Here is a 13,586-nt window from a genome sequence, read left to right as displayed (position 1 = left end):
GAGCCACCGCGCCGTGGGTGTTGCGCTCAACCCTTGGCGCCCACCAACTGCCGCAATGCGTCGTTGATCCTGTCCTGCCAGCCGGGGCCATCCTCCTGGAAATGGTCGAGCACGGCCCGGTCGATCCGGATTGAAACAAGCTCGCGCACATTCGGGGCGGTTGACGGTTCGCGAGGCGGTGCTGCCGGCTTCTTGACCGGCTTGAAGGCCGCTTCGGCGGCTTCGAACGGATTTGTCGGTCGGCGTGGGGGCGTTGCCATTGGTTGACCCTGATTGGAGACGAGCGCTGCTGGACGCGAGACGCGAGGAAACACAATAGGCGATTTGGCGTTCTCAAGTACAGCTTGGGGCTGTTTGAGAGCTTCCTACAGGCATGGTATCGCCATGCGCCATAGCAACGCAGACGCCGCACCAGCCCTCAACGTTCTTGCATTCCGCGCTCCGCGCCACTACGTCATTTCGAGCAAGCGAGGATTTGCCATGTCGACCGGACCGAACCGCATTCTCGATGAATTCGCCAAGCTGATGACCGATGCCGCGGGTGCCGCACAGGGTGTGCGCCGTGAGGTGGAGACCGCCTTCAAAGGGCAGGCGGAGCGCATCCTCAATTCGATGGACGTGGTGCAGCGCGAGGAATTCGAGGCCGCCCGCGAGATGGCCGCCAAGGCCCGGGACGAGAACAGCAGGCTTGCCGCCCGCATCGAGGCGCTCGAAGCCAAGCTCGCCGAACTGGCCGGTGATGCCGCACCAGCGGCGGCGGCGAAGCCCCGCGCAAAAAAATAATCGTTAAACTTTTCCACATAGTGCGATCCTGAAAATCGCTTTGCCGTGAATCGCTTAACGGCATTGCATGAATCTTTGTGACAGCGCCTTTCCACATGCGAATGCCGCAGTGCGAAAAATTGGGCTGTTCACGCGACTCCCGATCAATAGACTGAATTTGTTGCATGATTCGGAGCAGGGTCATGCGGCCGGGCGGTGGGGTCCGGTCTGGGGTCTTTGCGTCGAGAAGTAGTCTCTAGCGCGAAGAAAGTCCTGGCCGTCCGAGTTCTAGATCAGATTGTTCGTCGTGTGTGCCCCGCGGAGCGTGAGGCGCTCCCCCTGAACACAGGAAGCATTCCATGGAACTTCTCGAACTCGAATACTCCCGCGAAATCCATCCGGTGGATGTTATCGAGCAGGTGGCCCACAACAATGACTGGTCCTTCGAACGGGCCGGCGATGATGAAATCTCGATCTCGGTCGCCGGCAGCTGGACCGACTATCACGTCTCCTTCTCCTGGATGGAAGATTTCGAGGCTCTGCACCTGGCCTGCGCCTTCGACATCAAGGTGCCGGAGACCCGCGCGCTGGAAGTGATGCGGCTGTTATCGCTGATCAACGAGCAGATGCTGTTCGGCCATTTCGACCTGTGGGAGCAGGAAGGCGCGATCATGTTCCGCCAGTCGCTGCTTTTGGCAGGCGGGGTCGAGCCGTCGAGTCAGCAGGTCGAGGTGCTCTTGTCCTCGGCGCTGGAAGCCTGCGAATGCTATTTCCAGGCCTTTCAATTCGTCGTCTGGTCGGGAACCTCGGCCAAGGACGCGCTCGCCGGCGTGCTGTTCGAGACCTATGGCAACGCCTGAGCCGTCAAGGCAGAGACATGAGTTCGAGCAGCGAGCGTAAGCCCGAGATCCGTTTTGCCGATTTCGATCGTGTCGACATCCGCGCCGGCACGATCGTCGAGGCCGAACCGTTTCCCGAGGCACGTAAGCCTGCCTTCAAGCTGAAGATCGATTTCGGGCCTGAGATCGGGGTGAAGAAATCGTCGGCGCAGATCACCAAATACTATACGCCGGAGACGCTGATCGGCCGGCAGGTGTTCGCCGTGGTCAATTTCCCGCCGCGCCAGATCGGGCCGTTCATGTCGGAAGTGCTGACGCTGGGCTTTCCCGACGAGGAGGGCGCCGTGGTGCTCGGCGCGATCGAGCGCAAGGTGCCGGACGGCGGGCGGCTGTTTTAAGCGCACTCCAATCCGTTGTTGCCGTAGAAATTCGAAACGCACTTAAAGCTGGCGTACTCTTTCTGCGCCAGCAAAAATATATAGGACGGAAATGAAGCTTAATATCAGCAGGCTTTTGTCGGCCAAAATGCCAACGCTTAGAACGAAATAGGCAGAAATCTGGTATAGGAACGACATAACAAAATTCTTTACATTTCCCCTTCTGTTCCACGTTGAGAATATGCATATCAAAGTAATCAATATTGGAAATGTCAATAACATCCAGTGATTTATATCGGCTGAGTATGCGCCGACGTAAAGGATCAACGACAACAGAACTGTTGCGGCCTTCCAACCAACATTTTTAAACCTGTGGAAGATCTGCATGCACGACTCTATTCCGCCCAGTGTTGGGCAACTCCGCACCCGCAATAGATGGAAGCTTAGCGCTTGGTGATATGGAAATTCGCCGCCACATTAACGAGTCTACCGAGAATGTCACCTGGATAGGAGGCGGGCCAAGAATCTTGGTGCGGGAAATATCGACGTCCATTGAGTGCGTAACCGCCTGGACATACCGGTTATTCTTTAGGCCGCCAGTTTCCGGGTCCTGCCGAGCGCTTCCTCGACACAGTCGAGGAACATTTCCGCACAGGCTTTCCAGCTGTAGCGCATGGCGCGTTCTCTGGCCTGGGCGCGGTCGACCTTGAGGGCGGCCAACGCCGCCTCGCGCAGATCGTTGGAGACCGCGCCGCCGATGCCGTCACCGACAATGTCGATTGGCCCGGTCACCGGATAGGCGGCGACCGGCGTGCCGCTGGCCAGCGCTTCGATGATGACGTTGCCGAAGGTGTCGGTGCGGCTGGGGAAGACGAAGACGTCGGCCGAGGCGTAGATCTCGGCCAGTTCGTCATTGGGACGATGGCCGAGGAAATGCGCCTTCGGATATTTCGCCTTCAATTTGGCAAGCTCCGGTCCTTCGCCGACGATCACCTTGCTGCCGGGCAGGTCGAGGTCGAGGAAGGCGGAGAGGTTCTTCTCGATGGCGACGCGGCCGACGCAGAGGAATACCGGGCCGGGGAAGCCGAGGTCCTTGCGCTTATCCGGGCGGAAATGGTCGGTGTCGACGCCGCGCGTCCATGGCCTCAGCTTGTTGAAGCCGCGCGCCGAAAGGTCGTCGGCGAGCGACTGGGTGGCGACCAGCGTGCCCTGGCCGGAATTGTGGAAATCGCGCAGCCAGCGATAGGCCCAGCTCTCCGGCACCGGCAGGCGGGCGCTGAGATATTCGGGAAAGCGCGTGTGATAGCTGGTGGTGAACGGCCGGCCGGCGTTGCGGCAATAGCGCCGCGCCATGATGCCGAGCGGGCCTTCGGTGACGATGTGGACGTGGTCCGTCTTGTAGGCATCGATCAGGCGCGCGACATGGCCGGGCGTTGTCAGCGCCAGGCGGATGTCGGGATAGGTCGGCAGGGGCAGCGTGCGAAAGATGTTGGGCGTCAGGAAATCCACCGCCACGTCGAAGGATTTCAGCGTTTCGGTGAGCCGCTCCAGCGTGTGGACGACGCCGTTGACTTGCGGGCGCCAAGCGTCGGTGACCATCAATATGCGCATGGCGGCCCTTTGCTGGAAAGGTCGACGGTTGCCTTGAGACGATGCCGGAACGGCGACCAGCCGGCTGCCCTCGCTTCGCTCCAGCGCACCCGGGTGGGCACGGGGTCGAAGTGGGGCGGCAAAGCCGAATCAAGTGATGTCGCGCGTTTCATGCGCGCTCTTCACCATGATTTCATGACGAGCGGATGAAGCTTGGTATTCGGCTTGCTAGGCCGGAACCTTGATGATGGCGCGCAGGCCACCGAGCGGGCTGTCGTCGAGGGTGATGTCGCCGCCATGGCTGCGGGCGATGTCGCGCGCGATCGACAGGCCGAGGCCGGTGCCGCTGGCGTCGAGGTTACGGGCCTCGTCGAGCCGCACGAAAGGCTTGAACACGTCCTCGCGCCTGTCGGCCGGAATGCCGGGGCCGTTGTCGTCGACGGTGACCACGAGCGAGCCACGGCCGTGATTGGCGCTGACCTCCACCGTCTTGGCATAACGGAAGGCGTTGCCGATGACGTTGGACAACAGCCGGGCGAAAGCGTTCGGCCTGACATGCACGGTCGGATCGCCGGAAAGCGCGGTCGACAGCTTGCATTTGCGCAAGGCGGCTTCTTCGCTGAGCTTCTGGAAATAGGCTTCGAGATCGAAACGCCCCGGATCCTCCGAGGCTTCGCCGCGAGCAAAGGCGAGATAGCCTTCCAGCATCGACTGCATGTCGTCGATGTCCTGGTTGAGCGCCGCCTTGGTCTCGGCCTTGCCGCCGGCCAGCGCCAGCTGCAGCTTGAAGCGGGTGAGGATGGTTCTGAGATCATGGCTGACACCGGTCAGCATGGCGGTGCGCTGGTCGATCTGGCGCTCGATGCGCTCGCGCATCTGAATGAAGGCAAAGCCAGCGCGGCGAACCTCCTCGGCGCCGCGCGGGCGAAAATCGCGCGGCATCGGCCGGCCCTTGCCAAAACTTTCGGCGGCTTCGGCAAGCGTCAGGATCGGCCGGATCTGGTTGCGCAGGAAGGGGATGGCGATCATCAGCAGCACCAGCGAGGTGCCGACCATCCAGATCAGGAAGATGTGGGTGTTCGAAGCATAGGCCTGGCTGCGGCGCACGAAGACGCGCAGCACCTTGTTCTCGAGCTGGACGCGCACCTCGACGATGTTGGAATTGCCGACCGTGTCGATCCAGAACGGCCGGTTGATCTGGCGGGTGATCTCGGACGAGAGAACATCGTCGAGGATCGAGAAGAACGGTTTTGGACCGGGCGGCGGCAAAGGATCAGGCGGCAGCAGATCGACCTTCAGCTGCATGCGGTCCTGGGCGATGCGTATGATGTTGGCGTAGTCGGCGTCGTGCGGGTAGGTCTCGATCAGGTCGATGATGGCGGCGATGTCGCGCACGGTGGCCTGCGACAGGCGCTGGGTCACGGTTGCCCAATGGCGCTCCATGAAGACGAAGGCGACGACCGATTGCAGCAGGATCATCGGCGCGATGACGATGATCAGCGAGCGCGCATAGAGGCGCTTTGGCATGTAGAGCGAAACAAGGCGCCAGAACCGGTTCCAGATGCGCGGCACCGCCTTGAGCGTTCGCGTGGCGCGTGCGCTCAAGCCGTTATTCCCCGGCTGTTCCAGTTCCGTGGTCGCCATTCGATCTTTTCGCTCATCCGCGGCCGTTCAGCGGGCCGCAGGCGGTATTCTATTCCACGCTGAGCCGATACCCAATACCGCGCACGGTCTGCAGCCAGACCGGGTTGGACGGGTCGCGCTCGATCTTGCGGCGCAGCCGGTTGATCTGGACGTCGATGGTGCGCTCGCCGACCTCGGAATCGTCGCCGACCAGTTCGTGGCGCGGGATGGTCTCGCCAGCGCGTGCGGCAAAGATCGCCAGGATCTCCTGCTCGCGGTCGGTCAGCTTCAGCGCCTCGCCGCCGCGCTTCAACTCGCGCCTGGCGATCTGGAAGGTGTAGGGGCCGAAGACCAGCTGTTCGACCTTGGGCGTCGTCGCCGGGCCGCCCCGGCGCAGAATGTTGTTGATGCGCAGGATCAGCTCGCGCGGGTCGAAGGGCTTTGGCAAATAGTCGTCCGCGCCGGCTTCGAGCCCGGAGATGCGGCTGTCGGTTTCCGACAGCGCCGTCAGCATCAGGATCGGCACGTTCTTTTCGGCCCGCAGCGATTTGGTCAGATCGACGCCGGTTTCGCCCGGCATCATCACGTCGAGCACGAGCAGGTCGAAATCGAGGCCGGCAAGCTTGCGCCTGGCTTCGCCGGCATTGCCGGCAACGGTGACGCGAAAGCCGTTCTCGGTCAGATACTGCTTGAGAAGATTGCGGATGCGGGTGTCGTCGTCGACGACGAGCAGATGCGGCGCATCGTCGTCCGGTGCGGCCGTCTGATCGACCCTCTCAGTGCTCTCCATGGCTTTTCCCTGACATTTTTGCGGACCCAACGTCAATCTGCGCTCTCAGTTCCGGATTGACCATCGCTTCGAGGAAGCGTTCCACCAAGGTCCGTTCGGTGGCGCCGGAATCTTCCAATGCAGCACGGATGCGGCGCGACTGTGGCCGCGCCAGCGCCAGCGCCAGCGCACGGCCCTTCGCCGTCGGATAAAGTTCGCGCTGGCGGCGGTCGCGCGGGCCTTGCAACTGCACGACATGGTCGGTGTCGATCAGTTGCTTGAGCACACGCGCCAGGCTCTGTTTCGTGATCTTCAGCACGTCGAGCAACTCGGCAACCGTCAGGCCCGGCCGGCGGTTGACGAAATGCAGCACCCGGTGGTGGGCACGGCCGAAGCCATAGTCGGCCAGGATCTGATCGGGATCGGAGGTGAAGTCGCGATAGGCGAAGAAGAACAGTTCGATGATGGCGAAGTCGATGCCGTCCTCGTCCGTGATCGCGGTCCTGATCGGTTTTCCGGCGGCTGCGCTTCGATCCGTCATCATGTCTCCAAGGGAATGGGAGATTATGTCAGTACTATTGACGTAATTTCCCTGCAATGGTAATTTTTGACAAGCTTTTGGGCCGATTGCGAACAAAAAGGCAAGGCAGGCCGGTTTTTCCGGAACTTCCTGAGTTTGCCAGAGCGCGATTCTCCGCCTACGCTTCGAGACACCGGCCGGCGTCTCCAATCGCATGGCGCGGCCAAAAAGAACACGCAACGACACCAAGATATGCGGGCGGCTGCCCGCGGGAGGTTACCATGGCATCCGTTCCCTTCGATCAGCTGGACGGCTTCATCTGGATGAATGGCGAGTTCGTTCCATGGGGCGACGCCAAGATCCATGTGCTGACGCACGGTCTGCACTACGCCAGCGCCGTCTTCGAGGGCGAGCGCGCCTATGGCGGCGCCATTTTCAAGCTCAACGAGCACACCGAGCGCCTGCATGAATCGGCGCGCCTGCTCGGCTTCAAGATTCCCTATTCGGTCGCCGAGCTCAACGACGCCTCGACCACGCTGTTGAAGAAGCAGGGTTTCCAGGACGCCTATGTCAGGCCGATCGCCTGGCGCGGCAGCGAGCAGATGGGCGTTTCGGCGCAGAACAGCCGCATCAACTGCGCCATCGCCATCTGGCAGTGGCCAAGCTATTTCGATCCGGCGCAGAAGCTGAAGGGCATTCGCCTCGACGTGGCGGAATGGCGCCGGCCCGACCCGCGCACGGCGCCGTCGAAGTCGAAGGCCGCCGGCCTCTACATGATCTGCACCATGTCCAAGCACGCCGCGGAAGCCAAAGGCTATGCCGACGCCATGATGCTCGACTGGCGCGGCCAGGTCGCCGAAGCAACCGGCGCCAACGTCTTCTTCGTCAAGGACGGCAAGATCCATACGCCCAAGCCCGACTGCTTCCTCGACGGCATCACCCGCCGCACGGTCATTGGGCTGGCCAAGGATCGTGGCCTTGAGGTAATCGAACGCGCCATCCTGCCGGAAGAACTCGAAGGTTTCGAGCAATGCTTCCTGACCGGAACGGCAGCGGAAGTAACGCCGGTTTCGGAGATCGGCCCTTACCGATTCGAGGTTGGCGAAATCGCCAAGAACCTTATGAACGACTATTCTGCCGCGGTGCAGCCCAAGCACGCGATCGCCGCAGAATAACGATAGTCACAGCTTTTCTCGCAAGCAGGGGCGGTTTTCCAGCCGCCCCTTTTATTTCAGCGTTTCTGCATTTGACTTTCATCCAATTCGGCGTCTCATGATGGTGTCGGCCCGGGAGGCTGGCAGCTATGGAGGGACTAATCATATGGACATGAACACGCTTCTTCCGATCATTGTACAGGTGATTACGGGTATCATCGGTGGTCAGGCGGTCGGTGTTGCACTCAAGAACGCGGCGATGGGTCAGCTGCCCAAAATCCTGGGCGGTGCCATTGGCGGCGTCGGCGGGGCGGCGATCCTCGGCAGCCTGCTTGGCGGTGGCACGATCGACCCAGCGGCGGCAGCTACTGCGGCTGGTGGCCTGGGCAGCGTTCTGGATCTCAAGAACATCGTCGGCGGCGCCGGCGGCGGCGCGATCCTGACCGGCATCATCGGCGCGGTCCTGGGCGCCATGAAGAAGTAAGCCTGACGGTCTCAGGTTTGTTCAAATGGGCGGCTTCGGCCGCCCATTTCTGTTCTAAAACGACTGACTGTTCGTCTTTCGAGGGGTGGACGCCCTTTGTTCGCGCCTCTACATCACCGCGTGAACATCGAAAGGACGATCATGGGTCAGCTCAATGCCGGCATCGTGCCGGTCACACCGTTCCAGCAGAACTGCACCATCCTGTTCGACATGGACGACAAGCACGGCGTCGTCGTCGATCCGGGCGGCGACATCGACAAGGTGCTGGCGGTGCTGAAGGACAACGCGATCACGGCCGAAGCGATCTGGATCACGCATGGCCATATCGACCATGCCGGCGGCGCCATGGAGTTGAAGGAGGCGCTCGGCATCGACATCATCGGCCCGCATGCAGCCGACAAGTCCCTGCTCGACAATCTGGAGAACCAGGGCAGGCGCTACGGTATTGCCGGTTCGCGCAACTGCGTGCCCGACCGGTTCCTCACCGAAGGCGAGACCGTGTCGTTCGGCGGCCATGTGTTCGAGGTGCTGCATTGCCCCGGCCATGCGCCGGGCCACGTCGTCTACTACAACCGCGCCGCCAAGTTCGCCCATGTCGGCGACGTGCTGTTCCGTGGCTCGGTCGGCCGCACCGACCTGCCGGGCGGCGATCATGCGACGCTGATCGCTTCGATAAAAAACAAGCTGTTGCCGCTCGGCGACGATATCGGTTTCATCTGCGGCCACGGCCCTGGCGGCCGCTTTGGCGAGGAACGTATGACCAATCCGTTCCTCACTTGATTACTGGTTGAAGCCGCGCCCGCCCGTAAGGGGTTCAAAGCGGTCGAAGTCGAACAACAAAAAAGCGCTGGCCTTGCGGTCAGCGCTTTTTGTTTGGGGCAGGGAAGTCCTAAAGCGCTTTCGCGCTTTAATTTTTTGTTTTGTGCAAGTCGTTATCCCAAAACCGCTGCGCACTTTTGGGCGACATGCACTCAGTTGGCCGAGCAGAAATGCTGTTCGCCGTCATTGCCGGTGAACGTGCCGGTACGGGAGTTGAAGCTGCGGTAGCGGTCCGAGCAATACTCGTACCAGCCGCGCGTCCACGGTTCGGCGTAGCGATCGGCATAGACCACCTGCGGCTCGACATAATAGCGACGGACCGGGGCCGGGCGCACCACTACGTCACGATCGTAGTAACCGTCATCGTAGTAGCGGTCAGCATAGCGCGGGGGCTGGTCATTGGCCAACGCGCCACCGATCAGCGCGCCGGCCGCGAGGCCAAGCACGCCTGCTGCAATGGCATCGCCATTGTGGTGGCGGCGGTGATGACCCCAGTCATCGGCGTTGGCCGCGGGCAAGGCCGCAAGCATGGTGCCGGCCACGGCGGCGGACAGCACGGCAGTCTTGAAAATTCTGTTCATCTTGGTCTCCTTCGTACCGGGCCGTGCAGTGTTGCAGGGGATGCGGTCCGGCTTTACCCGAGACTAATATGCGACCGTGGCTGAACGGAGGCTGAACGGATTTCGACCGGCCTTTTCAAAATGGCGTGTTCAAGAGGCGTCAAAAACCACGCTCGAAATGAGCTGGGCTGCCCTGCTGAAGCCGACGGTCTGAGGCCGGTTCAGCCGACCGACAGGTTGACGGCCTTGGGTCCCTTGCCGCGCTTGTCCGGCTCGGTGTCGAATGTCACTTTCTGCCCATCTTCGAGACCGGGAAGACCCGACGCCTGCACGGCCGAAATATGGACGAAGACATCCTTCGCGCCATCGTCCGGCGTGATGAAGCCGAAGCCTTTGGCATGGTTGAAGAATTTGACGGTGCCGGTCTGCGGCATGGGAAGCTCCCTTTGATCCCATAAACTCCAGTCTCGGGCCGGCAAATGCCCGAGAGGAAATTTGTCCTTTATTTTAGCGTCATCGGCAAGAGAAAGTTTTGCGGGCACTTAAAGCGCGTCACGCTTTAAGCCCTTGTTATGATGCATGTCGTTGACCCGGAACCGGATCCACTTCCGGGCGACATACATTCATGCTGCGTCGCGGACATGAAAAAGGCGCGACGAAAATCGCCGCGCCTTTTCAAAAATCTGTTTGCGTGCCCAGAGACTGGGCAAGCTCCTAACCTCGTTCGTCCGCCGTCAAAGACAGCAGTCCGCCGATGGTTCAGGCGGCGCGGAGGTTGACCGCCTTCGGGCCCTTGCCCATGCGGTCCGGCTCGACGTCGAAGGTGACCTTCTGGCCGTCGACGAGCGTGCGCAGGCCCGATGCCTCGATCGCGGAAATATGGACGAACACGTCCTTGGCGCCGCCGTCGGGCGTGATGAAACCGAAGCCTTTGGTCGCATTGAAGAATTTAACGGTGCCGGTCTGGGCCATTGGGGAAACTCCTTCACCCGTTCAGTCTTTGGTGGTCCTGCCCGCCACCTGGCGTCGAGGGCAGTTCCCGGTGGTTGCTTCGGCAGTCATGCATTGGCGCATGGTCAAACCCCCCGCCGAAAACGGGGCCGTCAGAGATTCACAGTATCGGGGAAAGGTCGTCCAAAACGTTCCGCTCTCCGGGTCGCAAATGCCCGAACACGGAATTTATCGCACGGAAACGTGAAGGTTGCAAGATAGCGCCGCGGGCCGCCGCACTGGGCGCATCCCGACGCAAGAATCGACCGATCTGAGCGTCGACCGGCCGCAAATAGGCTCGGTTGCGGATCGGGTCATCGGCCCACGGAAGGGGGCACGCATGGGCCAGGATTGCCAGTGGCGAGAACGGCTTGCCCGCCATGGCTGCAACCGCCGTTTCCCCCGTGGAGAGCCGCGAACGGGTTGCATTTGACAGGGGAATGGCGAGGATCGCGATCGGAGACGGGATCGAGGGAGAGATCAGCATGAAATTCCTGGCGTCGATTTTTTCGCGGCAAGGTTTTGGCTTTTCGCGGCAAGCATTTGCCGTGCTGGCCCTGTCGGCACTTCTGGCCGCCTGCACCGTCGTCGTCGACGACGGGCCGGGACCGCGCCCGCGTCCCGAACCGGAATTCTGCACCAGGCAATACGAACCGGTCTGTGCCCGCCGCGGCGGCGATCGCCAGACCTTCGCCAATGGCTGCCTTGCCGACCGCGCCGGCTACCGCATCGTGCGCGACGGCCCCTGCCGCGGTGACGGCGGTGACGGTGGCGGCGACGAGCAGACGTTCTGTACCCGCGAATACGCGCCCGTCTGCGCCCGCCGGCACGGCGAGATGCGCAGCTTCCCCAACGCCTGCGAAGCCCGCGCCGCGGACTACCGCATCGTCGGCGATGGACCGTGCTGAGTTTTTCCTTCTCCGCGTGGGAGAAGGAAAGCCCTCGCCCATTTTCCCACGTCGACGTAGGGCTTGGCCTTCAAGACGGCGAGGGACATTTCGGGCTGCCGCAATAGTTTTGCGGGCTCAACGTCGTGAGGCACTTGCTCGGGCGGTGCCTAGGCCGGATAAGCCCCATCGGCAGGCCCGGCATAGAGCTCGCTGCCATGCTCATCGGAGATGCGCAGGCGGTCGGGGATCTGCGGCATTGCCAGCGTATGCAAGAGTGCGGTGGCGCCCTGCAGGGCGGCGCGCAGGGTCGGCGCTTCCAGCGACACCTTGTCGAGTGTTGCTTCCTCGGCGTCGCGCGACCGATAGAACTCGATGACGAAATTCAAGCAAGCCTCCGTGGCAGAGCATTGCGTGGACCTGTTGCGTCAGTTCAACGCCTGCTCACAGCGGGGCGAGGGGCGCATGCGAAGCGCCCCCAAGGGGCTGTCAGCCCTTTGACTTTGGCTTCAGGCTGCTCTCCGCCTGCTTGACGGAAGAGCCGAAGGGGGCGGCGGCCTTGGCCACGACCTTGTCCTTCTTCGGCTTGCGTGTTTCGCGGTTGCTTCGCTGTTGACCCTTGGACATGGACTGTTCCTCGTGCGCGTGCTGGTTTGGCGTTGTGGCGTGGTCTCAGACGACCGGATTGTTCGCGACAATCGGATTGTCGACCGGTTCGAGATTGTCTTCCGTGGTGACCCGTTCGTAGGTCTCCTGCTCGCTGCGGATGCGGTATTGCGGCGAACCGTCCTTGACCGGCAGCCTGCTCTTGATCTCGAACAGCTCCGCCGTCTTCTGGACGAGGCCGGTGCGGCTCTTCATGCGCACCGTCTGGCCAATGGCGAAAAGGTGCGAGGGCGTGTCGGTGCGCGGACGCGTATTCTGCTGGAAACGGATCATGCTGCATTCTCCCGGTCGCGCTTCAGCGCGGTTTCGAGTTCGAGATGGTCGATGGCGACAAGCTGGCTGGTGATCGGGTTCTTCACCGCCCTTGCCGGCAGGTGAATGAAGGTGGCGACGCGGCGCCAGGCAATATGCGACATGCCCTCGATCAGCTCTTCGTCATGATCGATGTCGTAGTCGCCAGCCGGCAACGGTCCCTCCAGCCCACCGAGCGCGAAAGCCGCGGTGAAGTGGGCGATTGAATGGGTGGTGCGGTCCGGCATCCCTGGCCTTCGATTGGTTTACGCCTTTTTTGGCTCACACCTTGGGGCGTCATGCGAAACAGCGGCCTGAAAGCAAAAAAGCGGGGACGAGCCCCGCTTTCCTATTTCCGGCAATCGCTGGAAATAAGCCGCTTTCGAGAGCTGCCAGTACATCCGTGGTCAGCGTTCATCGAATTCGGCCGGATCAGATCAGTTGCAGATTGGCGGCCGACTCGCGGCCCTTGCCGTCGCGCTCCAGTTCGAACTGCAGCTTCTGGCCCTCCGCGAGGCCGGGAAATCCGGCGCGCTCCAGCGCGCTGACATGGACGAAAACGTCCTTGCCGCCATCGGCTGGCTGAATGAAGCCAAAACCCTTCTGGCCATTGTAGAACTTCACGGTTCCGGTGGTCATGCGTGTCTTTCGCGAATTGAAAAATCGTCGCACGGCGAATTGCTACGCGTCCGGTATCGACGATTTGGAATGATATTGGCGGGTCGAGAACCTCTGACGCCGCGAGATGCCAATTCTGGCCAAAACGATCTTCCTTATGTAGATCGATCAGGCCGCCTGTTCAAGACGATTCAGAAAATAAACCAACCGCTGCTAAAAAATAGAATCGCTGGGGATGTTCCGATAATTCTGCTATGGTTTGGCATATTTCTAAAAATTCTTGAGAGCGCGCTGGGGTATTTTCCCAGTGTTCATATTTTTATTTACTCTGGAATAAGGACAGAACCATGGTTTCCACAAGAAGCTCAAGGGCGAAGACCGTCGCGGTCAATCCGGTCATCAAGCCAATCGCCATCCATGCCATTGCCGTTGGCGCCAACGGCCAGCCGATGATCGTCAAGTCGGCACGGCTGACCATCAGAAGCGATGAGGCGGCAAGGCGAACGATCTCCGATACCGATGGCACGGTGAGGCGGGCCAGGCAGGTTGCCGAGGCCAACCGTCTGATCTGACCGCTTTCGCGGCGACGGAAAAGCTGCAGAACCACGCCGAAGACTTGAACCTGACGCGCCAATGG

Annotated in this window: 21 protein-coding genes; 8 read left to right on the top strand and 13 right to left on the bottom strand. The window is 61.2% G+C overall.

Annotation, left to right across the window (positions count from 1 at the left end; genetic code table 11):
- Nucleotides 1–26 precede the first annotated feature (26 nt).
- On the bottom strand, nucleotides 27–260 hold the full coding sequence (locus tag AC1D05_RS23305; RefSeq protein ID WP_477444100.1) for a BrnA antitoxin family protein: 234 nt from the start codon (nucleotides 258–260) through the stop codon (nucleotides 27–29).
- A gap of 220 nt (nucleotides 261–480) precedes the next feature.
- Here AC1D05_RS23305 and AC1D05_RS23300 point away from each other — a divergent pair, with 220 nt between their 5' ends.
- From AC1D05_RS23300 to AC1D05_RS23290, 3 genes are all read left to right on the top strand, one after another.
- Nucleotides 481–783: an accessory factor UbiK family protein gene (locus AC1D05_RS23300; protein ID WP_477444099.1), complete on the top strand. Its 303-nt coding sequence runs from the start codon at nucleotides 481–483 to the stop codon at nucleotides 781–783.
- 338 nt (nucleotides 784–1,121) lie between these two features.
- Nucleotides 1,122–1,622 (top strand): type III secretion system chaperone family protein, encoded by a 501-nt coding sequence (locus AC1D05_RS23295; RefSeq protein WP_027030631.1) that lies wholly within the window; start codon nucleotides 1,122–1,124, stop codon nucleotides 1,620–1,622.
- A 17-nt stretch (nucleotides 1,623–1,639) separates the two neighbouring features.
- On the top strand, nucleotides 1,640–1,999 hold the full coding sequence (locus AC1D05_RS23290; protein ID WP_477444098.1) for a tRNA-binding protein: 360 nt from the start codon (nucleotides 1,640–1,642) through the stop codon (nucleotides 1,997–1,999).
- Nucleotides 2,000–2,566: 567 nt separating this feature from the next.
- Here AC1D05_RS23290 and AC1D05_RS23285 read toward each other — a convergent pair.
- The 4 genes from AC1D05_RS23285 to AC1D05_RS23270 form a co-directional block, all read right to left on the bottom strand.
- Entirely contained in the window at nucleotides 2,567–3,589 is a 1,023-nt protein-coding gene (locus AC1D05_RS23285; protein WP_477444097.1) for a glycosyltransferase family 4 protein, read from the bottom strand.
- A 207-nt stretch (nucleotides 3,590–3,796) separates the two neighbouring features.
- A complete protein-coding gene (locus AC1D05_RS23280) occupies nucleotides 3,797–5,212 on the bottom strand; it encodes an ATP-binding protein (RefSeq protein ID WP_477444096.1) in 1,416 nt (471 codons plus the stop codon).
- 49 nt (nucleotides 5,213–5,261) lie between these two features.
- Entirely contained in the window at nucleotides 5,262–5,981 is a 720-nt protein-coding gene (locus AC1D05_RS23275; protein WP_475458862.1) for a response regulator, read from the bottom strand.
- The gene (locus tag AC1D05_RS23270; RefSeq protein WP_027044075.1) at nucleotides 5,968–6,501 is read right to left on the bottom strand and encodes a MarR family winged helix-turn-helix transcriptional regulator; all 534 of its coding nucleotides are present in this window, start codon (nucleotides 6,499–6,501) and stop codon (nucleotides 5,968–5,970) included. The genes AC1D05_RS23275 and AC1D05_RS23270 overlap by 14 nt, the downstream gene beginning before the upstream one ends.
- 260 nt (nucleotides 6,502–6,761) lie before the next feature.
- On the opposite strand from AC1D05_RS23270, the gene AC1D05_RS23265 reads away from it, so the two are divergent.
- The 3 genes from AC1D05_RS23265 (at nucleotide 6,762) to AC1D05_RS23255 (ending at nucleotide 8,898) form a co-directional block, all read left to right on the top strand.
- Entirely contained in the window at nucleotides 6,762–7,655 is an 894-nt protein-coding gene (locus tag AC1D05_RS23265; protein ID WP_477444095.1) for a branched-chain amino acid aminotransferase, read from the top strand.
- A gap of 145 nt (nucleotides 7,656–7,800) precedes the next feature.
- The gene (locus AC1D05_RS23260; RefSeq protein WP_027044077.1) at nucleotides 7,801–8,118 is read left to right on the top strand and encodes a hypothetical protein; all 318 of its coding nucleotides are present in this window, start codon (nucleotides 7,801–7,803) and stop codon (nucleotides 8,116–8,118) included.
- Nucleotides 8,119–8,259: 141 nt separating this feature from the next.
- Nucleotides 8,260–8,898 carry an MBL fold metallo-hydrolase gene (locus AC1D05_RS23255; protein ID WP_027044078.1) on the top strand — a complete coding sequence of 213 codons (639 nt, stop codon included), beginning with the start codon at nucleotides 8,260–8,262 and terminating at the stop codon, nucleotides 8,896–8,898.
- 191 nt (nucleotides 8,899–9,089) lie between these two features.
- Here AC1D05_RS23255 and AC1D05_RS23250 read toward each other — a convergent pair whose 3' ends face one another.
- The 3 genes from AC1D05_RS23250 to AC1D05_RS23240 all read right to left on the bottom strand — a co-directional run bounded on the left by AC1D05_RS23250 (nucleotide 9,090) and on the right by AC1D05_RS23240 (nucleotide 10,469).
- A complete protein-coding gene (locus AC1D05_RS23250; RefSeq protein ID WP_477444094.1) occupies nucleotides 9,090–9,518 on the bottom strand; it encodes a BA14K family protein in 429 nt (142 codons plus the stop codon).
- Between the two features lie 200 nt (nucleotides 9,519–9,718).
- Nucleotides 9,719–9,931, bottom strand: a complete 213-nt coding sequence (locus AC1D05_RS23245) for a cold-shock protein (RefSeq protein ID WP_008877668.1) — start codon at nucleotides 9,929–9,931, stop codon at nucleotides 9,719–9,721.
- A 325-nt stretch (nucleotides 9,932–10,256) separates the two neighbouring features.
- On the bottom strand, nucleotides 10,257–10,469 hold the full coding sequence (locus AC1D05_RS23240; RefSeq protein ID WP_006202520.1) for a cold-shock protein: 213 nt from the start codon (nucleotides 10,467–10,469) through the stop codon (nucleotides 10,257–10,259).
- Nucleotides 10,470–10,972: 503 nt separating this feature from the next.
- Here AC1D05_RS23240 and AC1D05_RS23235 point away from each other — a divergent pair.
- Entirely contained in the window at nucleotides 10,973–11,395 is a 423-nt protein-coding gene (locus tag AC1D05_RS23235) for a Kazal-type serine protease inhibitor domain-containing protein (protein ID WP_477444093.1), read from the top strand.
- A 149-nt stretch (nucleotides 11,396–11,544) separates the two neighbouring features.
- Here AC1D05_RS23235 and AC1D05_RS23230 read toward each other — a convergent pair whose 3' ends face one another.
- The 5 genes from AC1D05_RS23230 to AC1D05_RS23210 all read right to left on the bottom strand — a co-directional run bounded on the left by AC1D05_RS23230 (nucleotide 11,545) and on the right by AC1D05_RS23210 (nucleotide 12,970).
- Nucleotides 11,545–11,763, bottom strand: a complete 219-nt coding sequence (locus AC1D05_RS23230; RefSeq protein WP_172225382.1) for a hypothetical protein — start codon at nucleotides 11,761–11,763, stop codon at nucleotides 11,545–11,547.
- 100 nt (nucleotides 11,764–11,863) lie between these two features.
- A complete protein-coding gene (locus tag AC1D05_RS23225) occupies nucleotides 11,864–12,001 on the bottom strand; it encodes a hypothetical protein (protein ID WP_197033284.1) in 138 nt (45 codons plus the stop codon).
- 45 nt (nucleotides 12,002–12,046) lie between these two features.
- Nucleotides 12,047–12,313 (bottom strand): hypothetical protein, encoded by a 267-nt coding sequence (locus tag AC1D05_RS23220; RefSeq protein ID WP_477444092.1) that lies wholly within the window; start codon nucleotides 12,311–12,313, stop codon nucleotides 12,047–12,049.
- Nucleotides 12,310–12,579: a hypothetical protein gene (locus AC1D05_RS23215; protein WP_477444091.1), complete on the bottom strand. Its 270-nt coding sequence runs from the start codon at nucleotides 12,577–12,579 to the stop codon at nucleotides 12,310–12,312. The genes AC1D05_RS23220 and AC1D05_RS23215 overlap by 4 nt, the downstream gene beginning before the upstream one ends.
- A gap of 184 nt (nucleotides 12,580–12,763) precedes the next feature.
- Nucleotides 12,764–12,970: a cold-shock protein gene (locus tag AC1D05_RS23210; protein WP_096449281.1), complete on the bottom strand. Its 207-nt coding sequence runs from the start codon at nucleotides 12,968–12,970 to the stop codon at nucleotides 12,764–12,766.
- A 326-nt stretch (nucleotides 12,971–13,296) separates the two neighbouring features.
- Here AC1D05_RS23210 and AC1D05_RS23205 point away from each other — a divergent pair, with 326 nt between their 5' ends.
- Nucleotides 13,297–13,521, top strand: a complete 225-nt coding sequence (locus AC1D05_RS23205) for a hypothetical protein (protein WP_477444090.1) — start codon at nucleotides 13,297–13,299, stop codon at nucleotides 13,519–13,521.
- Nucleotides 13,522–13,586: the final 65 nt, after the last annotated feature.

The organism is Mesorhizobium sp. P2_E9, from assembly GCF_056403815.1.
Note: the sequence above shows the minus strand (reverse complement) of the source record. Positions and strands in the feature narration are given on the sequence as shown.